Annotated in this window: 22 protein-coding genes and 1 tRNA gene; 15 read left to right on the top strand and 8 right to left on the bottom strand. The window is 71.8% G+C overall.

Annotated features, from left to right (window positions below; genetic code table 11):
- Positions 1-255: 255 nt before the first annotated feature.
- Together CP981_RS20265 and CP981_RS20260 are read left to right on the top strand one after the other, a co-directional pair.
- Positions 256-441, top strand: a complete 186-nt coding sequence (locus tag CP981_RS20265; RefSeq protein ID WP_085924628.1) for a helix-turn-helix transcriptional regulator — start codon at positions 256-258, stop codon at positions 439-441.
- 54 nt (positions 442-495) lie between these two features.
- A complete protein-coding gene (locus CP981_RS20260) occupies positions 496-1,944 on the top strand; it encodes a tyrosine-type recombinase/integrase (protein ID WP_341873684.1) in 1,449 nt (482 codons plus the stop codon).
- A gap of 151 nt (positions 1,945-2,095) precedes the next feature.
- Here CP981_RS20260 and CP981_RS20255 read toward each other — a convergent pair.
- Both CP981_RS20255 and CP981_RS20250 read right to left on the bottom strand, forming a co-directional pair.
- Positions 2,096-2,182, bottom strand: a tRNA-Ser gene (locus CP981_RS20255).
- A gap of 52 nt (positions 2,183-2,234) precedes the next feature.
- Positions 2,235-3,701, bottom strand: coding sequence for a S1C family serine protease (locus tag CP981_RS20250; protein ID WP_085924627.1), 1,467 nt, complete (start codon positions 3,699-3,701; stop codon positions 2,235-2,237).
- 586 nt (positions 3,702-4,287) lie between these two features.
- Here CP981_RS20250 and CP981_RS20245 point away from each other — a divergent pair.
- The 3 genes from CP981_RS20245 to CP981_RS20235 all read left to right on the top strand — a co-directional run bounded on the left by CP981_RS20245 (position 4,288) and on the right by CP981_RS20235 (position 6,959).
- Positions 4,288-5,148, top strand: coding sequence for a glycerophosphodiester phosphodiesterase (locus CP981_RS20245; protein ID WP_085924626.1), 861 nt, complete (start codon positions 4,288-4,290; stop codon positions 5,146-5,148).
- A gap of 53 nt (positions 5,149-5,201) precedes the next feature.
- The gene (locus CP981_RS20240; RefSeq protein WP_341873683.1) at positions 5,202-5,876 is read left to right on the top strand and encodes an ATP-binding protein; all 675 of its coding nucleotides are present in this window, start codon (positions 5,202-5,204) and stop codon (positions 5,874-5,876) included.
- 114 nt (positions 5,877-5,990) lie between these two features.
- On the top strand, positions 5,991-6,959 hold the full coding sequence (locus CP981_RS20235; protein WP_085924624.1) for a DUF5926 family protein: 969 nt from the start codon (positions 5,991-5,993) through the stop codon (positions 6,957-6,959).
- A 249-nt stretch (positions 6,960-7,208) separates the two neighbouring features.
- Here CP981_RS20235 and CP981_RS20230 read toward each other — a convergent pair whose 3' ends face one another.
- Together CP981_RS20230 and CP981_RS20225 are read right to left on the bottom strand one after the other, a co-directional pair.
- Positions 7,209-7,820, bottom strand: a complete 612-nt coding sequence (locus CP981_RS20230) for a hypothetical protein (protein ID WP_085924623.1) — start codon at positions 7,818-7,820, stop codon at positions 7,209-7,211.
- A 205-nt stretch (positions 7,821-8,025) separates the two neighbouring features.
- Positions 8,026-8,775, bottom strand: a complete 750-nt coding sequence (locus CP981_RS20225; protein ID WP_085924622.1) for a bifunctional DNA primase/polymerase — start codon at positions 8,773-8,775, stop codon at positions 8,026-8,028.
- 698 nt (positions 8,776-9,473) lie between these two features.
- On the opposite strand from CP981_RS20225, the gene CP981_RS20220 reads away from it, so the two are divergent.
- Both CP981_RS20220 and CP981_RS20210 read left to right on the top strand, forming a co-directional pair.
- Entirely contained in the window at positions 9,474-11,138 is a 1,665-nt protein-coding gene (locus tag CP981_RS20220) for a PP2C family protein-serine/threonine phosphatase (protein WP_085924621.1), read from the top strand.
- A 397-nt stretch (positions 11,139-11,535) separates the two neighbouring features.
- Positions 11,536-13,002: an aminopeptidase P family protein gene (locus CP981_RS20210; RefSeq protein ID WP_085924684.1), complete on the top strand. Its 1,467-nt coding sequence runs from the start codon at positions 11,536-11,538 to the stop codon at positions 13,000-13,002.
- Positions 13,003-13,039: 37 nt separating this feature from the next.
- On the opposite strand, the gene CP981_RS20205 is transcribed toward CP981_RS20210, so the two are convergent.
- The 3 genes from CP981_RS20205 to CP981_RS20195 all read right to left on the bottom strand — a co-directional run bounded on the left by CP981_RS20205 (position 13,040) and on the right by CP981_RS20195 (position 16,234).
- Positions 13,040-13,756 (bottom strand): TetR/AcrR family transcriptional regulator, encoded by a 717-nt coding sequence (locus CP981_RS20205; protein ID WP_085924620.1) that lies wholly within the window; start codon positions 13,754-13,756, stop codon positions 13,040-13,042.
- A 300-nt stretch (positions 13,757-14,056) separates the two neighbouring features.
- Positions 14,057-15,616: a DHA2 family efflux MFS transporter permease subunit gene (locus tag CP981_RS20200; RefSeq protein WP_085924619.1), complete on the bottom strand. Its 1,560-nt coding sequence runs from the start codon at positions 15,614-15,616 to the stop codon at positions 14,057-14,059.
- A gap of 27 nt (positions 15,617-15,643) precedes the next feature.
- Positions 15,644-16,234, bottom strand: coding sequence for an NADPH-dependent FMN reductase (locus CP981_RS20195; protein ID WP_085924618.1), 591 nt, complete (start codon positions 16,232-16,234; stop codon positions 15,644-15,646).
- Positions 16,235-16,348: 114 nt separating this feature from the next.
- On the opposite strand from CP981_RS20195, the gene CP981_RS20190 reads away from it, so the two are divergent.
- Positions 16,349-17,092, top strand: a complete 744-nt coding sequence (locus CP981_RS20190; RefSeq protein WP_085924617.1) for a TetR/AcrR family transcriptional regulator — start codon at positions 16,349-16,351, stop codon at positions 17,090-17,092.
- A gap of 26 nt (positions 17,093-17,118) precedes the next feature.
- On the opposite strand, the gene CP981_RS20185 is transcribed toward CP981_RS20190, so the two are convergent.
- On the bottom strand, positions 17,119-17,616 hold the full coding sequence (locus tag CP981_RS20185; protein ID WP_085924616.1) for an ATP-binding protein: 498 nt from the start codon (positions 17,614-17,616) through the stop codon (positions 17,119-17,121).
- A gap of 246 nt (positions 17,617-17,862) precedes the next feature.
- Between CP981_RS20185 and CP981_RS20180 the strand changes: the two genes are divergently transcribed.
- From CP981_RS20180 to pheA, 7 genes are all read left to right on the top strand, one after another.
- Positions 17,863-18,702 (top strand): hypothetical protein, encoded by an 840-nt coding sequence (locus tag CP981_RS20180; protein ID WP_085924615.1) that lies wholly within the window; start codon positions 17,863-17,865, stop codon positions 18,700-18,702.
- A 112-nt stretch (positions 18,703-18,814) separates the two neighbouring features.
- Entirely contained in the window at positions 18,815-19,597 is a 783-nt protein-coding gene (locus tag CP981_RS20175; protein WP_208852958.1) for a YcnI family copper-binding membrane protein, read from the top strand.
- An 84-nt stretch (positions 19,598-19,681) separates the two neighbouring features.
- Positions 19,682-20,326 (top strand): SCO family protein, encoded by a 645-nt coding sequence (locus CP981_RS20170; protein ID WP_085924614.1) that lies wholly within the window; start codon positions 19,682-19,684, stop codon positions 20,324-20,326.
- Positions 20,323-20,769 (top strand): copper chaperone PCu(A)C, encoded by a 447-nt coding sequence (locus CP981_RS20165; RefSeq protein WP_085924613.1) that lies wholly within the window; start codon positions 20,323-20,325, stop codon positions 20,767-20,769. The genes CP981_RS20170 and CP981_RS20165 overlap by 4 nt, the downstream gene beginning before the upstream one ends.
- A gap of 124 nt (positions 20,770-20,893) precedes the next feature.
- Positions 20,894-23,230, top strand: a complete 2,337-nt coding sequence (locus CP981_RS20160; RefSeq protein WP_085924612.1) for a copper resistance CopC/CopD family protein — start codon at positions 20,894-20,896, stop codon at positions 23,228-23,230.
- A complete protein-coding gene (gene efeB, locus CP981_RS20155) occupies positions 23,227-24,675 on the top strand; it encodes an iron uptake transporter deferrochelatase/peroxidase subunit (protein ID WP_085924611.1) in 1,449 nt (482 codons plus the stop codon). Before CP981_RS20160 ends, efeB begins: the two co-directional genes overlap by 4 nt.
- Positions 24,676-24,950: 275 nt before the next feature.
- Complete coding sequence (pheA, locus tag CP981_RS20150; protein WP_085924610.1) at positions 24,951-25,877, top strand: prephenate dehydratase; 927 nt, start codon at positions 24,951-24,953, stop codon at positions 25,875-25,877.
- Positions 25,878-26,429: the final 552 nt, after the last annotated feature.

The following is a 26,429-nucleotide window of genomic DNA, read 5'->3' as shown; positions in this document are numbered from 1 at the left end:
ATGTCAGCAGAAATCGCTGACCTGCTTCTTCACCCCGCTGACACGCGTCAGCGGCCGTCAGCAGCGTCAGCAGCAAGCCGGTTTTTGCTGACACTGCTGACACCTGCTGACGGGACTGCCACCAACGTTCTTGCAGGTCAGCGATTTTCGCTGACACTGCTGACACTTTCCACGCCAACACGGCGTCCGGACCACACCACTCTCACGCTGCGTGGCCACGCAGCACGTTCGACCTGCCTTAGAGGAGACATCTCAGTGTCCAGCCGCAAGAGGCTCAAGCTTCCCGAAGTCCTCAGTGAGATCAACATGAGCCGCGCCGCCTTCTACCGGATGCGGGCCCGCGGCCAGGCGCCCAAGCACAGCAAGCTCCCGAACGGCGAAATCCGCATCAGCCGCGCGGACCTTGACGCCTGGTGGGCCAAGTGCGAGGAAGCCGCCTAACTCCGCTCGAACGCGCCACGAGGGGCCTGCCAAATCGGCAGGCCCCTCTCCCTTTTGGAGGAGACGACACTGCATACCTACGAGGTGCGCATCTGGGGGATCCGGAAGCGCAACAGCAAAAGCGCTCCGTTTCAACTGCGCTGGCTGGTCGGCGGGGTTGAGCAGCAGCAGCCGTTCATGTCCAGGACCCAGGCCGACGGCCGGCGCTCGGAGCTGATGGCCGCAGTACGCAGCGGCGAACAGTTCGACACCGAGACTGGCCTCCCGCTCTCCGAGCTGCGAGAGCTGAAGTCGCCCACTTGGTACGACCATGCCTGCTCATACGCGCTGATGAAGTGGCCCCACATCGCCGCCAAGCACCGCGCGAACATCGCGGAGTCCCTCGCCACCGTTACGCCGGTGCTGGTCTCGCCCTCGAAGGGCACCCGCCCGGATCCGAAGGCCCTTCGCCACGCGCTGCACTCCTGGGCCTTCCAGGCCGCCAGGAACGGCGAGGGAGAGCTGATCCGAAACGACCAAGGCGAACCGATCGCCCGCAAGGACGCGACAGAACCACCAGCCGAAATCTCGGCAGCACTCGCATGGGTCGCCAAGCACTCCCTGAAGGTCGCCGACCTCAACGACTCAGACACCTTGCGGCGAGCACTTACGGCCCTGTCCCTGAAGCTGGACGGCAAGAAGGCAGCGGAGAACACGGTCCGGCGGAAGCGCACCGCCTTCAACAACGCTCTGCGATACGCCGTTGAACGGGATCTGCTGACCGGCAACCCGCTCTCGCGCATCGACTGGGAGCCGCCGGCAACCGACGACGAGGTGGACTTCCGCTACGTGCCGAACCCGGCGCAGACGCGGGCCCTGCTGGGATCGGTGCGAGACCAGGGCAAGCGGGGAGAGCACCTGTACGGCTTCTTCGGCTGCATGTACTACGCGGCCATGCGCCCTTCGGAGGTGGCCCAGCTCAGCAAACGGGACTGCAAGCTGCCCGCGACCGGCTGGGGCGAGCTCGTCCTCAACAGGAGTCGTCCAGAGGTCGGCGCGGGTTGGACGGACGACGGCAAGTCGTACGAGCTCCGCGGGCTCAAGCGCCGTGCGCGCAAGACCACCCGGCCGGTCCCCATCCCGCCCGTCCTGGTGGTGATGCTCCGTCGGCACGTGGAGACGTACGGCACCGCTCCCGATGGCCGGCTGTTCGTCGCGACCCGCGGGGGCCGGGTGCGATCCACCGAGTACGCCGAGGTCTGGCAGAAGGCGAGGGAGAAGGCGTTATCTGCCGAGGACGCGGCGAGCCCCCTCGCAGAAGTGCCGTACTCCTTGCGGCATGCCGGGGTATCGCTCTGGATCAAGGCTGGAGTGGACCCGGTGGAAGTCGCTCGGCGGGCCGGGCACAGCATCGCGGTGCTGTGGAAGTTCTACGCGAAGATCCTCCGCGGCCAGGAGCACCGGGCGAACCAGCTCATCGATGACGCCCTGGGGGTGTCGGAGGAAGCCGCCACCACAGAGTGAGGTCGCGCCACCGGCCGAATCCTGGCCACAGGCTGGCCACACGCCCTGGTCACGACTGAGATCCGGGCGCATGAGGTGAGACAGCAAACGCAGTCGGAGCGGGCTCCGGTAAATCCGGAACCCGCTCCGACCTGCACTTTTCCTACCTCTGCGGAGGCTGTGGGATTTGAACCCACGGTGACGTTGCCGCCACGACAGTTTTCAAGACTGTTCCCTTAGGCCGCTCGGGCAAGCCTCCCCGCGGCACCCGTGCGCAGGGCGCGTGGGTGTCGCGGGATCAGACTAGCGCGTCACTTGTCGCCCGTGCGCTGGCCCAGGGTGACATGGGCGGTGTGCTCCTTGCCGTCACGCTTGTAGGTGAGGGTGACGTCGTCGCCGGGCTTGTGTTGCCAGATCTCGCTGATGAGGGTGGGGCCGCTGTCGACCACCGTGTCGTCGAGCTTGGTGATGGTGTCGCCGGGGCGGAGGCCGGCCTTGTCGGCGGGGCCGTTCGGGGTGACGGCCTTGGAGCCGTTGTTGCCGGTCTGGGCGATGGTCGCGCCGTCGCCGCTTTCCCGCATGCCGACCTGGACGCCGATCTGGGGGTAGACCGGCTTACCGGTCCGGATCAGGTCCTGGGCGACCCGCTTGGCCTGGTCGATGGGGATCGCGAAGCCCAGGCCGATGCTGCCGGACTGCTGGGACTCGCCGCCCAGGCCGCCGCCGTTGCCCGCCGACTGGATCGCGGAGTTGATGCCGATGACATTGCCGGCGGCGTCCATCAGCGGGCCGCCGGAGTTGCCGGGGTTTATCGAGGCGTCGGTCTGGAGGGCGCTCATGTACGAGGCGCTGTTGCCGCCGCCGTCGCTGGAGGCCACCGGGCGGTCCTTGGCGCTGATGATGCCGGTGGTGACCGTGCCGGACAGGCCGAAGGGGGCGCCGATGGCGATGGTGGCGTCGCCGACCTGGACGTTGGAGGACTTGCCGAGCGGGAGCGGGTTGAGCGGGGCGCCGGAGGCGTTCTTCAGCTTGATCACGGCGACGTCGTAACCCTTGGCGTTGCCGACGACCTCGGCGTCGTACTTCTTGCCGTTGGAGAACGTCGCGGTGAGCTTGCCGCCGCCGGCCGCGCTGGCGACGACGTGGTTGTTGGTGAGGATGTGGCCCTGCTTGTCGTAGATGAAGCCGGTGCCGGTGCCGCCCTCACCGGTGGCACCCTGCGCCTCGATCGTCACGACGCTCGGCAGCGCCTTCTGCGCTATCCCGGAGACGGAGGTGGGCTTGCGGTTCAGCGCCCCGGGGTCGCCGGACGCGGAGACCGTCGTCGAGGCGTTGTCGTTCTGGCCCGCGGCCCAGAAGCCGATGCCGCCGCCGACACCGCCGGCCACCAGCGCGGCCACCAGGACGGCCGCGATCAGGCCGCCGTTACGCCGCTTGGGCGCGGGGCTGCCGACGCCCCAGGGGTCGCCGCCGTACGGGGGCTGCTGGCCCCAGCCGCCGCCCGCGCCGGGAGTGCCCTGGCCAGGGCCGGGGTACGGCGGGAGCTGGGTGGTCTGCTCCGTCGTGGGGGCGTCGCCGGGGTGGCCGAAGCCGGGCTGCGGAGGGTGTCCGGCGCCCGGGGCCGAGCCGGCGGTCGGGGCGAAGCCCGGCGGGGGCGGTGCGTACGGGGCGTCGGGAGCCTGGGCGCCGGAGGCGGACGCGGGGGCGCTGTCCGGCTGCGGCCCGGTCGGCGGCTTGGCCTCCGACGGGACGGCGGCTCCCTCGTTCTCGGTGCTCACAGCTCTCTCCTCAGCTTCATGACGGTCGGCTCCCACGGCCTTGGCAGGCTGCTTCCCTGTCGCCTCGGATCTCATCCATGCCCGAGGTCCGGGGCGGGCCGTTTCTTCCGGGGCTTGCAGGTCGGCCGGACCCTGGGGGTGCGTCCGGGTGGTGCGGTTCTACTGGGCCGGCGGGCCTCGCGGTCCGCCGGGTGATGCGGTTGTTCCGGTCCGGCGGGCCGGGGCCCTCCGGGTCGTACAGCTCCTCGTGCCGGTGGCCGGGGAACCCGGTACTCCAGGATCAAGGATCCCGGCGATACGGGCGAGTCCCGGTCCGCCGGTCCGGGGCCGCCGGCCGTGGTCCGCGGGTCCCGTCCCGCACACCCGGCCTGCGCGAGCCCCGACCGCGGGCCCGTCCGGTGATCCGGGCGGGGCGACACGGGCGGAGTCTCCCTACCACCCTTTCCCACTGCGCGTCAGAGCACCGTAAGCCGAGGCTGTGACTGTCCCCTCATCCTTTATGCCGGACAAAACCGGCGCATCCCCTGTTCCGGCACCTTGGGTAAGCGCCCGGCGGCCCCTCGGTGGCGGATGGCACGATAACGCGGTGACCTATGCACGCCCTGCTCAGGACGCCCGTCCGGGCCGTCCCGCCATTTCCGTCATCGCCCATCGCGGCGCCTCGGAGGACGCCCCGGAACACACCCTCGCGGCTTACCGCAAGGCGATCGAGGACGGGGCGGACGCCCTGGAGTGCGATGTCCGGCTGACCGCGGACGGGCATCTGGTCTGCGTGCACGACCGACGGGTGAACCGCACGTCCAACGGGCGCGGCTCGGTCTCCGCCCTGGAGCTCGCCGACCTGGCCATGCTCGACTTCGGCTCCTGGAAGGGCGACGGCTCCGCGAACGACGGGTTCGCGAACGAGGCGCCGGACCGGCAGCACGAGGACCCCGAGCGGACCTCCGTCCTCACACTGGAGCGGCTGCTGGAGCTGGTCGCCGATGCGGACCGCCGGGTCGAGCTGGCCATCGAGACCAAACACCCGACGCGCTGGGCCGGACAGGTGGAGGAGCGGCTGGTCGAGCTGCTGACCCGGTTCGGGCACACGAATCCGGCCATGCGCCCCGACTGGACGCCCTCGGTCCGGGTCATGAGTTTCTCGGCGCGCTCACTGCACCGCGTACGGGCCGCGGCGCCCTGCATCCCCGGCGTCTACCTGATGCAATTCCTCACGCCGCGGCACCGCGACGGCCGGCTCCCGCCCGGCGTCGGCATCGCGGGCCCGGGGATACGCATCCTCCGCTCGCACCCCGACTACGTCGCCAAGGCGCATCGCGCGGGCCACCGCGTCCACGTCTGGACCGTCAATGACACCGCCGATGTCGAGCTGTGCCAGGAGTTGGGGGTGGATGCGGTGATTACGAATCGCCCCAAGCAGGTACGAATCCAACTCGGCCTTGGGTAGAGCCCCTCACAGGGTGTGCACCGGCGCATTCGGCCCGTATTCGATCGTGTCCAATGCGTCACCATGTGCCGCTTGGCCGGTTTCCGGTCCAGTCCATTGGGGCATCCATCCCGTGGCGTGGGGCAAAGGAGGTCTCGGGGGTGGCGTTGGTGGTGGCACAAGAGGTGCCGGCGTCGTCGATCATGGCCGTACCCCATGGTCCTGTGGGTGTCGGCATGGCCAGGCGGCGCATGCGAGAAGAGCTGTTGGCAAGTGGAGTTCAGGACACAGTCGTCGATGACGCGGTCCTCATTCTTTCGGAGCTGCTGAGCAATTCGTGTCGCCATGCGCGTCCGATATACGAAAACGGATCACCGGGTTCCGCAACGACCGAGCCACACGAGGCTCCGGTGGCCTCCGTCCGCGCGTCCTGGCGTATCGACGCGCAGGGCAGACTGACCGTCGCGGTCACGGACGGCGGCGGCCCGACCCGGCCACTTCCGGCCACTCCCTCGGTCACGGCGCGCGGCGGCCGCGGGCTGGCGATCATCCGCTCGCTCGCCAAGGACTGGGGCGTCCACGACACCGTCGTCGGCGAAGTCACGGTCTGGGCGGCCCTCTCCTTGCAAGGCGCATTCGCTACGCGCGTGGAACTGACGCCCGATCTGCCGCCCTCGCTCACCACGGGAGCCGGGTTGAGCACGAGGCTGCCGCTGCCGGGCTTCCCGGACTTCGACGAACTGCCATAGCGGCACGACGGGACACGGCGGGCGCGCGGCCGAGCGCGACCTCGTACGCAATCCTCTAGGCTCGCGCCGAAACGCGTCCGTACCGCCCAGGATCGACCAGGAGACACCGTCGCCATGGCCAAGAAGCGCCGTCCCCAGCCCCAGGCCGCAGCATCGCAGATCAAGGACGGCGAGGTGCCGGTCGTCGGCGCCCGTGAGCCCTGCCCGTGCGGCTCCGGCCGCCGGTACAAGGCCTGTCACGGGCGTCAGGCGGCCCATGCCGCCACCGAGCTGGTGCAGCGCCCCTTCGAGGGCCTGCCCGGTGAGCCCGACTGGGTGGCACTGCGCGAGCTGGTGCCCGCCGCCACCGCCGAGTTGACGCTGAAGGCCGGGCTGCCCGAGGGCGTCCCGTCCGTGACGCTGGCGACCGTGCTGCCGATGGCCTGGCCCGCGCTGCGCCGCGACAACGGCGCGGTGATGCTCGGCCTCCAGAACGACACCGCCTCCGGCGACCTCAGCCGCGACCTCGCCGACACCCTCCAGCGCGCGCTGGTCGCCGAGCCCGGCACCCCGGTCGCCGCCGGCCGCCCGGCCCCCGACGGTCCGCGGCTACAGGATCTGCTCGACCCGGACGCGGCCTTCGAACCGGCCGTCCACACCGGCTTCGAGTTCTGGATGGAGAACGCCGAGAACGCCACCGGCGAGGTCGCCGCCTCCCTGGAGCGGGCCAACGCGGCGGCCATTCCCACCGCCCGGATCCCCGGCCTGGAGGGTGCGTACTGGTGCGAGGCCCCGGAGAAGAACCACCTGCGCTGGGTCACCGGGTACCCCGAGGAGCGGCTGCTGGACGCGCTCGCCCGGCTGCACGCCGCGGGCGCCTCCTCGCTCGGTGAAGGCACCCGGCTGGTGGGTTCCTTCCGCGCCCACGGCCTGGTCGTGCCGGTCTGGGACCTGCCGTCGTCGATGAGCGCCGAGGACGTCGCCAAGCCGGCCGAGGCGTTCGCCGAGCGGCTGGCCGAGGCGCTCGCGACGGACGCCCCGCTGACCCCCGAGGAGCGCCGGGCGCGCGGCGGGCTCACCAACCGCCAGGTCACCCTGAGCTGACCGGACCCGTCGGCCGTGCGGACCGGACGCCTCCGGGGACCTCAGGCGTGACGCCTGTCACAACTCCCCGTACCTGCCGGTAAATAGGCGTCCGGAATTCCACGATCGAATTTGCGAACCGCCGATCTCTTGTTACGGTTCTAGAAGCCCGGTCGCTGGTGCATCCCCCGTCGCCAGCGACCGGGCGCTTCCATGTCCGGAGTCAGGTGCTCCGCTTGGCCGGCCCCGGCCGCCTGCGGCCCGGTGTCCTCAGCGGCCCGAACCCCTGCCTCCCACGGACGAGTTGCTGCCGGAGCGCAGCAGCAGCCGCTCCCCCGCCGCGTCGGAGAACTCCGCCACCGCGCGGTACGGCCCGCCCCGGCGCACGGTCGCCCCGGTCGGCGTCTCGCACAACCCCGGCGCGTCGGCCGCCGAGACCTCGCAGTTCACCTGGACGGTCGTGCCGTCCGGCCGCAGCAGCGTCAGTGCGGCACGCAGCGGACCGCCGGTGCGGTTGCGATAGTACGTGCGCCCCCAGGTCAGACCGCCCTCGGCGAGCACACAGGTCTGGGCCTCGATCCGCTGGGGAGTGGTGAGTTGGGGGCCGCAGCGGGAGGTACGGGCGGAGCGGGGCGGCAGGCCGGGGCCGGCGGGGGAGCCGGTGGCGGTCCGGGCGCGGGCGACGGCAGGGCGCATGTCCGACTTGGCGCCACTATCAAGCGCGATGTCCCTTTTGGCCGTAGAGCGGTTTTCGGACGTGCCAGCCGTCCCCGATGCCGCAAGGTCGGCCGGACCGGCCATTGCGGTGCCCAGCGGCACGGCGATGGCGAGCATCACCACGCCGGCGAGACCGGTCATGCGGAGTTTCTGCGCACGCTGCATGGCCCCCACCTGCGATTGAGATGCCGCTGACGGCGGCTTGACGGTGGGCCGAACCTATCGGGCGGTGAAGGTGCCGCCGGGCACCCGGACGCTGCTTCCCCGTAGTTGTCCGGGCCGGTCACACCCGAACGGGTGATCCGCCCGCGCGTTGTTTCCGCTCATCCGCCGACCGGGCGGGACGGGCACACGGGCGCATCCGCGGAGGTCAGTACGCGAGCCGGCTGCCGCCGTCGGGAGTGCTGGTGCTCGCCATGACCAGGGCGTCCACGATCGTGCTCACCTTCGGCAGCCAGGGCGCGGCCGAGGATGGGGGTCCCCCCTGCTGGAACGAAGTCGAGAGCTTGGGGGAGGCCGGCGGCCGCTCCCAGCGGACCCGGCCCGCGCCGATCTGGGAGGGCGGGAGCACCAGATAGCCGCCCTCGCCGTGGAACCGCAGCGAGCTGGGCACCCAGTCCTGGGAGTGCAGCAGCTCGCCCAACTCCGCGAGGTCGTACGGCGATACGAGCAGGGACCAGCGGGTGGGCGTGGCCACCACGGGGCCGAGGCGTACGCCGAAGCGGTCCAGGGCCGCCAGGGCGCGGGCGCCGGCGACGGCGGGCAGGCTCACCGCGCAGGGCGCGCGGCCGCCGGTGGCCAGCACGATCGGGGCATCGGGGCGGTTCGTCCACCACCAACGCACCATCCGGGCATCGGTCGTGGCGGCCATCAGGCCGGGGTCGAAGGGGTGCGCGCCGGGCACCACACAATCGGGGTCGGGGCAGCTGCACCGGCGGCCGGTCCGCTCGCCGAGGCCGAGCCGGGCGCCGGCCGCCTGCCGGCCGGCGGGCCTGATCCCCACACCGGGAAGTACGGGCCACTGCCACTCGGTGGCGCAGTGGAGCGCCGCACCGAGCAGCGCCGACCTTCCGCCGCGCCGGAACAGGAGCTTGCGTCGCCTTCCGAGGATCTCGCGCATGAGCGCTCGTTCCTTTCCGTTAACGCCGAGGGCTTCGTCCATCGCACTACATGGCACTTCTTGCCGGTTCGCCGTTGTCCGTGCCGTGCCGCTTCAAGCCGTGGTGGGGCGTTTCCTGCGGCCCGGCCGTGCAACCCGGGGTCGATCGCATCTCGATCACGCCACGTGGATCACTGGTTCACCGCGTGTACAAGGCAGCGCATCACGCCGTACGCCGAGCGTGGAACATGGCGGGGGGTGGCGCGCACATGGCGATTGCGCCTTTGTGGTGCAGCCCCCGCCTCTTGGGAGTGCGTCGCGGTCGTCGCCGTATTAGACGCCGGTGTCCGCCGGAGAGTTCCGGTGCGGCCCCAACTGGCCCCGCACCTTTCCGAGTACGTACCCGCCACTGTGGTGAAGACGCGCTGCTGATCGCCGTCAGTCGACCTCAAATTGACGCTTGGGGGGCTTTTTTCAGGCCAATCTACAGACCTCGCGGACACCACAAACCCCATGGGGAGAGTGCTGGACATCACATCGTTGATGCGTGTACATCTGGAGCATTGATAGCGGAGCAGCATGACATGGGGGTTTGCGATGCTATTGAGGAAATTGGGCGGCCAACCGCACCGCACAACGTCACTCAACAAAATGCCGCACTCCCTACCAAAAAGCGGCCTGACCTGGGGCACCAGCTGGCGCACCGAAAGCCGCCAGCCATGACCGCCCCGCACGTACCGAAAGTGGCTGGATTCGAACCATCTCTTCCCGCCCCCACGCACACTGTCGACGCGCGCGTGGGGAAAGCCTCTGCGGACCCCACCGCCGGCCCCCCGTCCGACGGCTCGCCCCCCACCCCTGAGGGCGCCCTGCGGGACCCCGCACTCGACACCACGTCAGACGCCGCCCCCGGCGACGCCCCCGACGTCTCCGTCGTCGACCACCTCGCTGCCGTGCAGGACCGGCTGGCCGGCTGGATCTCCGACCTCAGCACCCTGCACGAGCTGACCGGACAGCTCGCGCGCACCCGCACGGTGGAGGACGCCCTCCACGAGCTGCTGCGCGCCGGCGCCTCCCTGGTCGGGGCGCGGCGCGGGCTGGTCGTCCTCGCCCCGGCGGACGGTTTCGGCCCGGAGACCACGGTCGGCCTCGGCCTCGGCCACGCCGAGATCGGCACCATCGAGACCATCCCGCGCCGCGCCCTGGCGTACGCGCGGATACTGGACGGCCTCCCGGAGCCGGGCGCCACCGGCGACGACACCCGGACCGGACCGCTCGACGACACCCGGCACCCGGCGGGCGACGCGGGCCGTCCCCCCGGGGCCCGCGGCGCGGCGGCCGGACCGTGCACCGAGATCTCCGAACCCGACATCCCAGGTGAGAAGGACCTCGACCCGCGCCTGCGCGAGGTCGCGGCCCGGCTCGGATACGCCGCCAGCTACGCGGTGCCGCTCACCGCCGACCCCATCGGCCGGACCGGCGCCGCGGTCTGGCTCTACGACGAACCGGCCGCGCCCACCGAACGGCAGCGCCATCTCATCGGCCTCTACCGGGCGCACGCCGCCGAACACCTCGCCCGCCTCCTGGAGCTGCACCGCACCCGGCAGGCCGTCCGGATCCTGCGCGAGGAGCTGCTGCCGCACCGGCTGCCGCGGGTCCCCGGCGTCCGCCTCGCGGTGCGGCACAGCAGCGGGCCGCGCGGGGGCGGCGACTGGTACGACGCGCTGCCGCTGCCGGACGGCGCGCTGGGACTGGCCATCGGTTCGGTGACCGGCTCCGGGCCGAGCGCGGTGGCGGCCATGGGGCGGCTGCGGGCGTCCCTGCGTGCCTACGCCGTCATGGAGGGCGAGGATCCGGTCGCGGTCCTCTCCGACCTCGAACTGCTGCTGCGGCTGACCGAGCCGGCCCGCAGCGCCACCGCGCTGTTCGCCTTCACCGAGCCGCCGCCCGGCGCGCCGGGCGGGCCGCCCGCACCCCCGATGCCGGGCGGTATCCCCGACCCCTTCGCCCGCAAGATCGTGCTGGCCGGGGCCGGCCACTGCCCGCCGCTGATCCTCGGCGATCTGCGGACCGAGTACGTGGAGACCTCGCTGTCCGCGCCGCTGGGCATGCTGGCCTGCTGGGAAGCGCCGAGCGTGGAGATCGAACCGGCCGGCGGCGAGACCCTGCTGCTCTACAGCGACGGGCTGCTGCACCGCACCGGTGAGCCCATGGACCGCGCCTTCACCCGGCTGCACGCGGCCGCCGCGGGCGTCCCCAGGGCCGCCCGGCACGATCCCGAGGCGGTCGTCGACCACATCGTGCGCACGATGCTGCCGCAGGGTCTGGACGACCCGCTGTCGGAGGAGGACGTCGTGCTGCTCGCGGCGTACTTCGAGGAGTAGGGCGTGTCTTTTGGATCAGCCCGGATCAGGCCGCGGCGTCTGGTGCGGTGCATCGCAAGGCGGAGCCTCTGCCGCGTACTGGGCGTACTCGGGTGAGGCGACAACGCCGCGAGGTGCCGTGCCAGACGTCGCGGCCCCGGGGTGATCCGAAAGACACGCCCTCGCCCCGGTCCGGCGGCTCGGGGCCGGACCGCGGCCCCCGGCCCTGGTCGCGGGGCCGGCCCTGAGCACGCCCCCCCAGGGCGGCGGACCTACCGCCCGCGCGCCCGTTCACGCCCGCGCCGGGCGCCATGCCTCCTATGGCCGGAGTGCCGGAGAGGTCACACCTTCCTGCCCCTGGACCGTTTTCGATCCGCACATACGATGGAATGCGGTTCAGTCTTTTCAAGGAGGCATGGTGACCGACGAGCTCACTCCGGAGACCCCGGACGAGGACGAGCAGCCGATCAAGCAGCGCAAGAACGGCCTTTACCCGGGCGTCTCGGACGAGCTCGCGGAGAACATGAAGAGCGGCTGGGCCGACACCGAGCTGCACGGTCTGGAGCCGATCGAGCAGGCCCCGAACGCCGCCCGGCGCCGGGCCGCGCTGTCCGCGCGCTTCCCCGGTGAGCGGCTGGTGATCCCGGCGGGCAATCTGAAGACCCGCTCCAACGACACCGAGTACCAGTTCCGCGCCTCGACGGAGTACGTCTACCTCACCGGCGACCAGACCGACGACAGCGTCCTGGTCCTGGAGCCGACGGGCGACGCGCACGAGGCGACGCTCTACCGGCTGCCCCGCTCCAACCGTGAGAACGGCGAGTTCTGGCTCAACGGCATGGGCGAGCTGTGGGTCGGCCGCCGCCACAGCCTCCAGGAGGCCGAGGCGCTGCTCGGCGTCCCCTGCAAGGACGTCCGCGAGCTGGCCGACGCGCTCAAGGAGGCCACCGGCCCGGTCCGTGTGGTGCGCGGCCATGACGCCGGTATCGAGGCCGCGCTGACCGACAAGGTCACCGCCGAGCGGGACGAGGAGCTGCGCGTCTACCTCTCCGAAGCGCGCGCGGTGAAGGACGAGTTCGAGATCGGCGAGCTCCAGAAGGCCGTCGACTCGACGGTGCGCGGCTTCGAGGACGTCGTGAAGGTCCTGGACAAGGCCGAGGCGACCAGCGAGCGCTACATCGAGGGAACGTTCTTCCTCCGCGCCCGCGTCGAGGGCAACGACATCGGCTACGGCTCGATCTGCGCCGCCGGCCCGCACGCCACCACCCTGCACTGGGTCCGCAACGACGGCGCGGTCCGCTCCGGCGAACTGCTCCTGCTGGACGCCGGTGTGGAGACCCACACCCTGTACACCGCGGACGTCACCCGCACCCTGCCGATCAACGGCCGCTACACCGACCTCCAGCGCAAGATCTACGACGCGGTGTACGAGGCCCAGGAGGCGGGCATCGCGGCGGTCAAGCCGGGCGCGGCCTACCGCGACTTCCACGACGCGGCGCAGCGGGTGCTCGCCGAGAAGCTGGTCGAGTGGGGCCTGGTCGAGGGCCCGGTCGAGCGGGTGCTGGAGCTGGGCCTCCAGCGCCGCTGGACCCTGCACGGCACCGGCCACATGCTCGGCCTCGACGTCCACGACTGTGCCGCGGCCCGCACCGAGCACTATGTCAACGGCACGCTGGAGCCCGGCATGGTGCTGACCGTCGAGCCCGGACTGTACTTCCAGGCGGACGATCTGACGGTGCCCGAGGAGTACCGGGGCATCGGTGTCCGCATCGAGGACGACCTCCTCGTGACGGCCGACGGCAACCGGAACCTGTCGGCCGGCCTGCCGCGGCGGTCGGACGAGGTCGAGGCCTGGATGGCCGGGCTGATCGGCGGCGGCAAGTAGCAGCGCGGAGCGCGTACGCCTGCGTCCCCCGGTGGCATCAACTGCCGCCGGGGGACGTGTCGTTGGACGGGACGCCCGCGCCGGGGGCCGTGCCGTCGGCGGCGTCGCCACCGGGGGACGTGTCGCCGGCGACGTCGCAGCCGCCCTTCGTCCCGTAGGCGCCCGCGCGGGCCGCCGCCCAGACAGCGGTGGCGGCGGACTCGGCGAGGCGCCGGTCGACGGGCCGGCGGGCGATCAGGATCCGGTAGTAGAACGGCGCGCCGAGCGCCGACATCACTTCCTCCGGGTCGGTGTCCGCGGGCAGTTCGCCGCGGTCGACGGCCCGCCGCACCATCTGGCCGGCCAGCGTCAGCCGTTCGCCGAAGAAGGACCGCAGCACGGCCGCCGCCTGCGGGTCGCGCGCCGCGGCGGAGACCACAGCCTCGATCAGCGCCCTCATCCGCACCTCACCGAAGAAGGCGGCCACCGACCGGGCCAGCGCCCGCAAGTCCTCGGGCAGGCTGCCGGTGTCCGGCAGCGGCACATCGGAGCTCAGCTCGGTCAGCAGCTCGCACACCAGGCCCTCGATGCAGCGCCAGCGGCGATAGAGCGTCGCCACATGAATCCCGGAGCGCTGCGCGACCTTCTCCATGGTCAGCCCGGCGAAGCCGCCCTCGTCCAACTCCTGGAAAACGGCGGCCAGTACGGCCTGGCGGGTACGGGCCGTCCGCCCCCCGGGCCGGGCCTCGCCCGGGGATTGGCGCGCTGTCGTCACGGCGGCTCCGTATTGCAGTGCGGGTTCACGCCAAGTATTGTCCAAGACGAGTTAACGCGAGCAACTTCGCGTTAATGATGGTGCGCGCTGGTCTCGCAGGGACAGGGGACGCCGCGGGGGAGGTCCTCCCACCGCGAGACCGCGCTGCCCATCGTCCCCGATAGGTGATTTCCGGCCAGTTACCCCACTGCCGACGTTCGCCCAGTTTGACACATCACGTCCCGGTACTCACGCGCCCCGACCGCCAAGCGGGCGAGGGGACTTCGTGGACCCGTCCTGAGGCCTGTCCTGCGCACCATGTCACTGGTCCGCCGCCGCCCCCGAAGTCGTCCGCAGCGGTACCTCGCGGATCAGGCAGGCGGCCGCGAAGGTGACGGCGCACAGCGCGGCGGTGCCGAGCATGACGCCGTGCAGGCCGCCGGTGACCCCGGCCCGGACGGCGTCCCGTACCGGCTCGGGCAGGGCGCGCAGCACCGCGGGCGTCAGGTCGCGGCCGCCGGCGAGGCGTTCGCCGGTCCGGCCGAGCCGGTCCGTGAGGGTGGCGGTCATGCGGCTGGTGTAGACGGAGCCGAGCACCGCGACACCGAGCGAGCCGCCGATGGTGCGCAGGAGCGTGGTGGTGCCGCTGGCCGCGCCCATGTCGCGGGGTTCCGCGCTGTTCATCGTGAGGAGCATCGAGGGCTGCATCAGGCAGCCGAGGCCCACACCGAGGACGAGCGTCAGCGCGGAGGTCACGGCCGTGGGCGTGTCCGCGCCGACCATGAGCAGAGCCAGGGCACCCGCCGTGGCGACCGCGCCGCCCGCGAGCGGGTACCCGCGGTACCCGCCGCCGTTGCCGACCGCCCGCCCGATGAACAGCTGCGCGCCCATCATGCCGAGCATCAGCGGGAGCAGCAGCAGCCCGCTCTCCGTCGACGACACGCCCCGTACGAACTGCATGTACTGCGGCAGATAGCTCGCCGCGGCCAGCATCGCCGCGCCCACCAGGAAGCTCAGCACCTGGGCGAGGGTGAAGTTGCGGTCGCGGAACAGCCGCGGCGGGATGAGGGGTTCGGGCGCCCGCCGCTCCACACGGACGAACCAGCCGAGTGCGGCCACCGAGAGCGCGGCGAGCCCCGCGATCTGCGGTGAGGCCCAGCCGTACGCCGTGCCGCCCAGGGTCCCGATCAGGGTGAGCGCCAGGATGCCGGTGGTCAGGAGTGCGGCGCCCCTGTAGTCGATGCGGGCCCTGGTGCGCACGGCGGGCAGCCGGATGCGGTGCCCGACGATCAGGAGTGCGGCGGCGCCGACGGGCACGTTGACGTAGAAGACCCAGCGCCAGTCCAGCTGGTCGGTGAGGAAGCCGCCGAGCAGCGGGCCACCGATCATGGCCATCGGCAGCAGCACTCCGATCATCGACTGCGAGCGCCCCGCCTGCGCGGGCGGCAGGAGCGTCCCGAGCAGGGCGAGCGCGCCCACGAAGAGGCCGCCGGCGCCGAGCCCTTGAAGCGCGCGGAACGCGATCAACTGCCCCATGTCCTGGGCGAGGCCGCAGAGCACCGAGCTGACGAGGAAGAGCGCGATCGAGGCCAGATAGCTGCCCTTGCGGCCGTAGAGGTCGCCGAGCTTGCCCCAGATCGGGGTGGCGACGGCGGTGGTGAGCAGGTAGGCCGTCACCACCCAGGAGAGGTGGCTGATGCCGCCCAGGTCACCGACGATGACCGGCAGTGCGGTGCCGACGACCGTGCCGTCGAGGGTCGCCAGGATGATGCCGAGCAGCAGCCCCAGGATGGCGAGACGCGAGGGCGGCGCCGGGTCCGGCGGGTGGTGGATACCGGGCTCCGCGGCCCCGGTCACGGCTGCTTCCGTCCGCTGATTCATGACTTCTCCCAGGCTTTCGGCGGGGCGTCAGGCGGCGTACGGACGGACGGTCCTGGCATCCCGAAGCGCCTGGGCCCACCAGGCGAGCTGGTCCAGCATCGCCTTGGCCGCGGCGTCGCACTCCGGGTCCTTCATCGTGTGCTCCTCGTCGAACAGGCCCCAGGCGTGCTGCAGGCTGACCGTGTTGCGGATAGTTGTCGCGTGCAACTCGGCCATGACCAGCCGGAGTTGCTCGACCGCGCGCAGGCCGCCCGAGATGCCGCCGTAGGAGACGAAGCCGACCGGCTTGGCGTGCCACTGCTCGTTGTGCCAGTCGATGGCGTTCTTCAGGGACGCCGGGAAGCTGTGGTTGTACTCCGGCGTGACGAACACGAAGGCGTCGGCCGCCGCCAGGCGCGGTGAGACCGCGGCGAGGGCCTCCCCGGTGCCGGGCGCCGGCGGCTGCCCGAACGCCGGGAAGACGGTGGGCAGCGGGGTCTCACCCAGGTCGACGACGTCGACACCCATGTCATCGCGCTGGTCGAGGTGGCCCTTGATCCATTGGGTGACGACGGGCGCGAAGCGGCCGTCCCGGGTGCTGCCGACGACCACCGCGACGCGGAGCTGCTGCTTGCTCATGGAACCCCCTGATGTGTACGACGTATCCAGACGCGTACAACGTACACGTCGGTGTGTACGCCGTCTACTGGGGATACGCTGTACACGAACAGTCGGCCGGAGAGGAGCTCACGCATGGCAGCCCGGAAGAAGAGCAGCGGTGCGGAGGCGCCCGTACTGTGGGAGCGCCTGGAGCGCCCCACCGCGGCTCCCCGCGCCGCACTGACGCCGCAGAAGATCGCCGCCGTGGCCGTGCGGGTGGCCGACGCCGAGGGCTTCGCCGCCGTCACGATGCGCCGCCTCGCCACCGAGCTGGGCGTCGCCCCGATGGCCGCCTACCGCCATGTCGCGGGCAAGGACGACCTGTGGGCGCTGATGGTCGACCAGGTCATGACCGAACTCACCGTCCCCGACGAGGTGACCGGCTGGCGTGACGTCCTGCGCGGCTACGCGCTGGGCAGCCGCGCCATGATGCTGCGGCACCCCTGGCTGGCCCAACTGCCCGCACCGCACTTCGTCCTGACACCGAACCGGATGGCGGCCGCGGAACGCCAGCTGGCCGCGCTCGACGGCCACGGCATGGACACCGACACGATGATGGCCGCCTTCCGCGCGGTCAACGCCTATGTGCACGGCGCGACGCAGTCCGAGGTGGCGCTGCGCCAGTACATGGAGGACAACGGCTGGGCCAGCGGCGACGAGTCGCGCCGCGCACTCGCCCCGCAGATGACCTACCTGATGGAAACCGGCCGCTACCCGACCTACCGGCGCTACGCCCTCGGGGCCAGGCGCAAGGACGACGCGGCCTGGCAGTTCGAGACGGGGCTCGACTGCGTGCTCGATGGGATCGCGGTCAGGGTCGGAGACCAGGGGCGGTGATCACGTCCGGTCATCAGGGCCGGTGATCACGACGCCATCGGGAGCGCCGCGCCCTCCCGCCACTTGAGGATCTTGTCGAAGCTGACCACCGCGCCGGGGCGGCCCGCGCGGTTGCGGTAGCGGACGTGATCGGTGAGGGCCTCGATCAGAAAGAGCCCCCGGCCGTCCTCGGCAAACTCGGGAGCCTGCGCGGGGGTGGGCACGGGGGCCGCCGGGGGGAGGGGGCGGTCCGTGGCCGTATGGGGCGGCGCGGGGGGTGCGGCGCGGGGGTGGAAGCCGGGGCCCGAGTCGGTGACTTCGATGCGGCAGGTGTCGCCGTCGATGAAGGCGGTGACGCGGTAGTCCTCGGTGGTGTCGCCCCCGTGCTCCACGGCGTTCGCGCAGGCTTCGGAGAGGGCCACCGACAGGTCGTAACAGATGTCCGGGTCCACGCCCGCGGTCTCCATCGTGCCCAGCAGCAGGCGACGGGCCAGCGGCACGCTCGCAGCCTCGCGCCGCAAATGGAGTGACCACCAGATGCTCATCGCTCCAGCCTCCTGGCCGCGGCTCGACATATCGATACCTATTGCCGCGCCGCAAGGTCCGTAAGCATGTCCGGGACGTGATACCGCTCATTCGGCGGATGCGAAGAGTGAGCGCATCGGTGTAGGTGCCGCGCTGCCCGTGCGCCGTCACGCGCCCTGGCTGCCTCCTCGGACGCCCCGCGGGGCGCCCCTTGACTCCGACCTGCCGTCGGAGATCCGCGAGACCAGTGGGATGATGGCGCGGCCATGACTCCACCGCCCGCCTCCACAGCGCGCGCAGCCGCCGATCTCCGGCTGTTGAGGGCCGCGGTTTTCACCGCGGTCTGCGTCGCGCTGTCCGCGGGCGGGCACATCCTCGCCTCGTGCGCCACCGTCCCGCTGTGGACGCTGGGCGTCGCCGCCGTCGCGGTGTTCGCGGTCGCGGCGACGCTGGCCGGGCGGGAACGCACCCTGCCGGGGATCGCTGTCACGCTCGCTCTGGGCCAGCTCGCCCTGCACGCGCTGTTCGCCTGGGGGCAGCAGCCGACGCCCACCGTGGCCCGGAGCGGATCCGGTGTCGGCGGACTCTCGGACCAGGACGCGATCAGCCTGGCCCGGCATCTGACCTGCGGGCTCGGCACGGGCCGGCTGGACGGTGCGCAGGCGCGCCGGGCGCTCGGCTCGGGTGGCTTCGACACGGCCTCCGCCGCCGGAGTGACCACACCGGCGGGGCACGGGACGGCCGGGGCCACGGCCACCGCCGACCCGGTCGTGCACGGTCTGCTGCCGTCGCTGCCCATGCTGCTCGGACATCTGCTGGCGGCGCTCGCCGTCGGCTGGCTGCTGCGGCGGGGCGAGGCCGCGCTGTGGCGGCTGGTGCGGCTGTCGGCCCCGGCGGCGTACGAGATGACCGTACGGACGCTGGCCGGTGCGGTGCACAGGGCGCTCGTGCTGGTCCGCGCCCTGCTCACGGGGCTCGGAGCGGCGCACGACGAGGCGCGGCGCGCCCCCGTTTCGTACGGGGATGACAAACCCGGCCCGAAGGACCTCGCACTCCACCACAGTGTCGTCAGGCGAGGGCCACCCACCCTGGCCCTCGCGGCCTGACTTCGCGCGAAGCACGCTCCCACAGGACGGGGTACGGGCTCGCGCGCCGTCACCGCAGCGCGCCGGCTACACCGTCACCACCACCTTTCTCCTTCCTGTGGAGTGTTTCCCGATGTCGAAGATCTCGAAGATGACGCAGATGCCGCAGCAGCAGTCGGACGTGTCGCGCACCCGGCGGCTCGCCCGGCGGCTGCCGCTCGTGGGCGCCGCCGCGGCCGGCAGTGTGGTGCTGCTCGCAGCCCCGGCTTTCGCCCACGTCAGCGTGCAGCCCGCGGGCGCCGCCCCCAAGGGCGGCTATGCGACCGTCAACTTCAAGGTGCCCAATGAGCGGGACGACGCGTCGACGGTGAAGCTGGAGGTCACGCTGCCGACCGACCACCCGCTGGCGTCGGTCATGCCGCAGCCGGTGCCCGGCTGGAAGGTGGACGTCAAGAAGTCCAAGCTGGCCAAGCCGCTCGAGATGCACGGCGAGAAGATCAACGAGGCTCCCTCGAAGATCACCTGGACCGCGGAGGACAAGGGCGTCGAGCCCGGTCAGTTCCAGCAGTTCCCGGTCTCCGTCGGCATGCTGCCCGAGGACGCCGACCAGGTCGTCTTCAAGGCCCTCCAGACGTACGACGACAAGGAGGTCGTGCGCTGGATCGAGCCGACGAAGGAGGGCGCCCCGGAGCCGGAGAACCCGGCACCGGTCCTCAAGCTCACCGCGGCCGAGGAAGACGGCCACGGCGCCGCCGGCGCGGACGACAAGAGCGGCGGCAAGGACCACCTCAAGAACGCCGCGGCCACCGCCCCCGCCGGCGACACCACCGCCCGCGTCCTGGGTGCCATCGGCATCGTCGTCGGCATCATCGGAGTCGGCTTCGGAGTGTTCGCCGGCCGGCGCCGCAGCGCCTGAGCACCGACGGGCCGGCGCCCGACGCGCGCCGGCCCGACGCCCCTTCCCGGACACCCGGGACACAACTCACGGGATTTATCTGCAATGCGTAGAACGACCCTGCTCGCGTCCGCCCTCACGGCGGCCGCGGCCCTCAGCCTGACCGCCTGCGGCGGGGACGACGGCAAGCCCGCCGCGGAGGTGTCCGGAGGCACCTCCGCCAAGCCGATCGTCACGCTCGACAGCCCGATCGCGAAGCCGGACCTGGTGCTGACCGACACCCACGGCGCCAAGTACGACCTGCTGGAGAAGACCAAGGGCCACCCGACCCTGATCTACTTCGGCTACACCAACTGCCCGGACGTCTGCCCGCTGACGATGGCCAACATCGCGGTCGCGGTGAAGCAGCTGCCCAAGGCCGAACAGAAGGACCTGCGGGTCGTCTTCGTCACCTCCGACCCGGAGCGCGACACCCCGGCCGCCCTCAAGAAGTGGCTCGGCGGCATCAACAAGGACTTCATCGGGCTGACCGGCACGTTCGACACCATCCAGGCCGGTGCCCGCAGCGCGAACATCGGGATCGAGAAGCCGGTCAAGAAGAAGAACGGCGATGTCGTCTCCACCCATGGCGCGCAGGTGCTGCTGACCTCCCCCAAGGACGACAAGATCCACTGGATGGGGATGCAGGACGCCACCTCCGACAACTACACCAAGGCACTTCCGAAGATCACCAAGGGGCAGAACCCGTGAACCGCCGCAGCACCCTCGCCGCCGCCCTCACCCTCACGACCGGCCTCGCGCTGGCGGGCTGCGGCGGGGACAGCGCCCCGAAGCTCGAAGTCGCCGACGCGTACATGCCGCAGCCGGTCAGCCAGCAGATGGCCGGCGCGTACTTCACCGTCAAGAACAACGGCGACACCGCCGACAAGCTCACCTCGGTCACCAGCAACCTGGCCAAGGACATCTCGATCCACAAAACCGTGGGCACCAAGATGGAGCGGGTCGAATCCCTGCCCATCCCGGCCAACGGCACCCTCCAGCTCGGCCACGGCGGCAACCACCTGATGTTCATGGGGCTGAAGAGCAAGCCGACCAAGGACGACGTCGTCACCATCCGGCTGCACTTCGCCCACGCCGATCCGATCCGGGTGGCCGTCCCGGTCAAGGCCGCCGACTACCAGCCGAAGCACTGACCGAACCACCAGCCAACCACTAGCCAGCCACTAGTCGGAGAACACACAGGTCCGGAGAAACCAGCCGCGGCCGGGAGCACCGCACCGGCCGGCCGCGACAACGGGAGTAAGGGGAGCGATCACTATGGTCACCACCGGGCTTCGGCCGCGACGGTCCGCCGTGCTGCGCCTGCTGGTCGTCGCGCTCGCGCTGGCCGGCGCGCTGCTCGGCGGGCTCGGCGGTGCCGCACCGGCCTCGGCGCATGCCGCGCTGACCGGCAGCACCCCCGCGCAGGGCTCGGTGGCGGACCGCGCCCCCGAGCAGGTGACGCTCACCTTCTCCGAGGGCGTCGCGATGGGCGACGACTCGATCCGGGTGCTGGACCCGCAGGGCAAGCGGGTGGACGACGGGAAGCTGCGGAATCTGAGCAGCGACCGCGTCGTCAAATACGGCGCGGGGCTGCCGTCCGGGCTGCGCGACGGTACGTACACCGTCGCCTGGCAGGCGGTCTCCGCCGACAGCCACCCGGTGTCCGGTGCCTTCACCTTCTCCGTCGGCGCGCCCTCCAAGACCAGCGCCCCGGTTCCCCAACAGGAAGCCGGCGGCGGCCTGGTGGGCGCGCTCTACGGCATCGCCCGCTATCTGGCCTACGCCGGGTTCGTGCTGCTGGCCGGCGGCGCCGCCTTCGTGGTGGCCTGCCGTCCCGCCGCGGCCCTCGTACGGTCCGTACAGCGGCTGGTGGTGTACGGCTGGGCGCTGCTGACCGGCACCACCGTCGTGATGCTGCTGCTGCGCACCCCGTACACGGGCTCCGGTGATCTCGCCGATGTCTTCGACCTCGGCGGCCTCCAGCAGGTCCTGCTCACCAAGCCGGGCGCGGCGCTGGTCTCCCGGCTGCTGCTGCTCGCCGCCGCGGCGCTGTTCGTGGCGGTGCTCTTCGGGGCGTTTGCGCGGGCGCATCAGCCGGCGGAGGCGGACGAGCCGGAGGAGACGGGGGAGCCGGGGGAGGTGGCTGAGCGCGGTCAGCGAGGGGAGGCTGACGAGCGCGGTGCGGCGGATGCGGAGGATGCGGCCGAGGAGGCCGGCGCGGCGGATACCGCCGAGGAGGCCAGGCGGCGCAAGGACCTCACCTTCGGTCTCGGCTTCGGCGGCGTGATCGTCGCCACCGGGCTCGCCGCGACCTGGGCGATGGCCGAACACGCCTCGACCGGGCTTCAGCCCGCCGTGGCGATGCCGGTCGATGTGCTGCATCTGCTGGCGGTCGCGGCCTGGCTCGGCGGGCTGGCGGCGCTGGTGGTGTCCCTGTACTGGGGCCCGCCCGTCGAACGGGCCGCCGTCCGCCGCTTCTCCCGGATCGCGTTCGGCTCCGTAGTGGTGCTGGTGGCCACCGGCCTCTACCAGTCCTGGCGACAGGTCGGCACCTGGCGCGCACTGACCGACACCGCCTACGGGCGGCTGCTGCTGATCAAGGTGGCGCTGGTCGTGGTGCTCGTCGGGATCGCCTGGCTGTCACGACAGTGGACGGCGCGGCTGGCGGAGGCACCGGCGGGAGAGGTAGCGGCGGCGGAACTCCGGGCGGCGAAGGACGCCGAACAGGAAGCCAGGCGGGAAACGGAGCAGGACGCCGCGAAGGCTGCCGGGCAGGAAGAGCGGGAAGCGGAGGAGGAGCAGGAAGAGGAGGAAGAGGAGGAAGAGCGGGAAGCGGAGAAGGCGACCGTCGGGGCCTCGGCCACCGCTGCCACCACGGCCACCACAGCCGCCGCTGCCATCGCGCGCCCGGCTCCGAAGAGCGGACCGGCTCCGAAGAGCGGTTCCACCCCCACCTCCGACCACGGCACATCGGCCCCCCACGACACCCCCGCTGCCGACGACGGCCCGTCGGCCGGCGACGACGCCCCCGACCCCGCCCGCGCCGCCCAACTCGCCCGGCAGCAGGCCGCGGTGCGTACGGCCCGGACCAAGCGGCAGCGTGACGCCGACCCCGAGCGGCTGGGGCTGCGCCGGTCCGTGCTGGCCGAGGCGGCGGTCGCGGTCGTCGTGCTCGTGGTCACCACGGTGCTGACGGCCACCGAGCCGGCCCGTACCGAAGCGGCGGTCAAGGCCACCTCGGGCGGGCAGTCCGCCGAGGCCGGGCGGCCGCAGACGCTGACCATCCCGTTCGACACCGGTGGCCCGGACGGCAAGGGCACCGCGCGCGTCCGCCTCGCCCCCGGCAGCAGCGGCCGCGCCAATACGCTTCAGCTGCGGATCACCGACCCCTCAGGCAAGGTCAGGGACGTCCCCGAGGTGAAGGTCTCCTTCACGCAGAAGGCCAAGAAGCTCGGCCCGCTGTCGGTCACCACCCGGCACACCGGCAAGGGCCAGTGGCGCGCCGGCGGGATCCAGCTGCCGGTCCCCGGGAAGTGGCGGCTGTCGCTGGTCGTCCGCACCTCTGACATCGACCAGGTGACCGAGATCAAGAACGTGAAGATCGGCTCATGAGCAAGCAGACCCCCCGTAAGCAGTCCGCCCGCAAGCCGTCCGCCGCGCAGCAGGCCACGTCGCAGCAGGCGGCGGCGAAGCAGACCGACGCGCCGCAGGCCACCGGCCGGAAGACCCCCGGCACGGACTCCGGCGCCGGGTCCGCCAAGGCGCGCGGCGGGCGTGTCCCCGCCCCGGCCACCGCCCCGGCACCGGAGACGGACGGGTCGCCCGCCAAGGAGCTCTCCCGCCGCCGGCTGCTCGGCACCGTCGGCGCGGCGGGCGCGGCCGGGCTGGTCGTCGGCGGGGCCGGGGGCGCCGCCGGGGTCTCGGCGGCACAGGATGACGCCCCCGCGGCCCTGACCACCGTCGGCTCGACCCGGGTGCCGTTCCGGCCGGCGGGCGGCGGGCACCAGGCGGGGATCACCACCCCGTTGCAGGCCAAGGGCCATCTCGTCGCCTTCGACCTGGCACCGGGCACCGACCGCAAGGCCGCCGCCGCACTGCTGCGCCGCTGGTCGCGGACGGCCGAGGAGCTGATGGCCGGCCGGGCCCCGGACGCCGACACGGGGGTCGCCCTCGACGCGGGCCCGTCCTCGCTGACCGTCACCTTCGGCTTCGGCCACAGCTTCTTCGGCCGTACGGGCCTGACGAAGCGGCGCCCCGTCGAGCTCGACCCGCTGCCCGACTTCTCCGCCGACGCCCTGGACCCCGCCCGCAGCAACGGCGATCTGTGGATCCAGATCGGCGCCGATGACGCGCTGGTCGCCTTCCACGCGCTGCGCGCGCTCCAGAAGGACGCGGCCGGCCGGGCGCGGCTGCGCTGGCAGATGAACGGCTTCCACCGCACGCCGGGGGCCACCGCGCACCCGATGACCACCCGCAATCTGATGGGCCAGATCGACGGCACCAACAACCCCAAGCCGTCGGACCGGGACTTCGATGAGCGGATCTTCGTGGGTCGGGACGCCGAGCAGGCGTGGATGCGCGGCGGCTCGTACGCCGTCGTACGCCGGATCCGGATGCTGCTGGACGACTGGGAGAAGCGTTCCCGGCACGATCAGGAGAAGGTCATCGGGCGCCGCAAGGACAACGGGGCGCCGCTGACCGGCGGTTCCGAGTCCACCCCGATGCGGCTGGACGCGAACCGCCCGGACGGGCTGCCGGTCATCCCGGCCAACGCGCATGCGCGGATCGCGGCGCCGGAGTCGAACCAGGGCGCGGCCATGCTGCGCCGCCCGTTCTCCTTCCACGACGGGTTCCGGGAGGACGGCGCCCCGGACGCCGGGCTGCTCTTCATCTGCTGGCAGGCCGATCCGCTGCGCGCCTTCACCCAGGTCCAGCGGAAGCTGGACCGCGGGGACGCGCTGTCGCCGTTCCTGCGGCACGAGGCGAGCGGACTGTTCGCGGTGCCGCCGGCCGCGGAGCCGGGCGGCTACGTCGGGCAGCCGCTGCTGGAGGGGTAGACGCCCTGGGGTCCGGGGTCCGGGGGCCTGGCGCCTGGGACCTCCGGTCAGGAGGGGTGCCCCCTGAGGCCTGGGCGGGCGGCGGGGCAAGCGGGCCCTAGGGAGGGGTCGAACGGATGCCGTAGGGGAGGGGAACGCCCCCTCGGGGCCAGAACGGGGTGGGGGGTGGCGGTATTCCCGTGTACCGGCCGGGCGCCGGAGCGGCTGGGTATCGTGGCAGGACAGGGAGAAGATCGGCGGGGTGCCCCCGCAGTTACGCGAGGGAGTCCTTATCCATGTCGGCCAGCCGCTATACCTATCTGGGTCCCGAGGGCACGTTCACGGAGGCCGCGCTGCGCACCCTGCCCGAGGCGGCGACGCGTGAGCTGACGCCGATGGTCTCGGTGCCGGCCGCCCTGGACGCGGTGCGGGCCGGTGAGGCCGCCGCGGCTCTGGTGCCGATCGAGAACTCCGTCGAGGGCGGGGTGACCACCACCCTCGACGAACTGGCCTCCGGCGAGCAGTTGATGATCTACCGCGAGGTGCTGCTGCCGATCGCCTTCGCCCTGCTGGTGCGCCCCGGTACGGCGCTCGGCGACGTGAAGACGGTGACCGGGCACCCGGTCGCCCAGCCGCAGGTGCGCAAGTGGCTGGCGGCGCAACTCCCGGAAGCCGTATGGGAGTCGGCGGCCTCGAACGCCGACGGCGCGCGGCTGGTGCAGGAGGGCCGCTACGACGGCGCGTTCGCGGGCGAGTTCGCGGCGGCGACGTACGGCCTGACGCCGCTGGTCACCGACATCCATGACGCGCAGAACGCGGCCACCCGCTTCGTGCTGGTGGGCCGCCCGGCCCGGCCCGCCGCGCCCACCGGCGCGGACAAGACCTCGGTGGTGCTGTGGCTGCGCGCCGACCACCCCGGTGCGCTGCTCGAACTGCTTCAGGAGTACGCGGTGCGCGGGGTGAACATGATGCGCATCGAGTCCCGGCCGACCGGCGAGGGCATCGGCCGCTACTGCTTCTCCGTGGACTGCGAGGGGCACATCACCGACCGGCGGGTCAGCGAGGTGCTGATGGGCCTCAAGCGGGTCTGCCGGGAGGTGCGGTTCCTCGGCTCGTATCCCCGGGCGGACGAGGTGCCGGCGAGCGTGCGGCCGGAGATGACCGACACGGCGTTCACCGACGCGTCGGACTGGCTGACGCGCTGCATGGACGGGCGGAGCTGAGCCGCAGACCGGGCTTCACGACCGGGCCGGCGGGCGCTGCCCCGGGCTTCACGGCCAGGTCGGCGGGCGCTGCGGAAGAGCACGACCTGCGGGTTTGGAAGACCTCCGGGTTATCCACAAAGTTATCCACAGGGCCAGTTCTCGACCTGTGGGTAAGTCGACACGGGAGTCGGACACAGTCGACATATCGCCCTACTGACCGCACACCGTTCCACAGCACCCCACCTCGGACACCGTCAGCACAATTCACCTGATCAATCCTTTAGGGCGAGGCAATCCCACACGAAAGAGTGCGTGAACAGCGTTTGGACAGGGAATCCATAGCCGAGCATTTCGGGAGCGGAATGACCACCTCCGACTTCCACAGATCTCACACACAGCCTGTGGATAAGAATCCCGAAAGCCCCGCCCCCTGTGGACAACCGGCGGTTCACGGGGGATAACCCAGGGTCCGCACCCCGCCCGAGCGCCCGCTCAACTCCCGTTGTCCACACAGTGGATCATCGTCGCGGATGCCGCGAAAACCCCGTTACGGACGCCGTGAAGGAGTCG

Origin of the sequence: Streptomyces platensis, assembly GCF_008704855.1 — a bacterium.
Classification (GTDB): domain Bacteria; phylum Actinomycetota; class Actinomycetes; order Streptomycetales; family Streptomycetaceae; genus Streptomyces; species Streptomyces platensis.
This window is presented reverse-complemented; position numbering and strand designations above follow the sequence as displayed.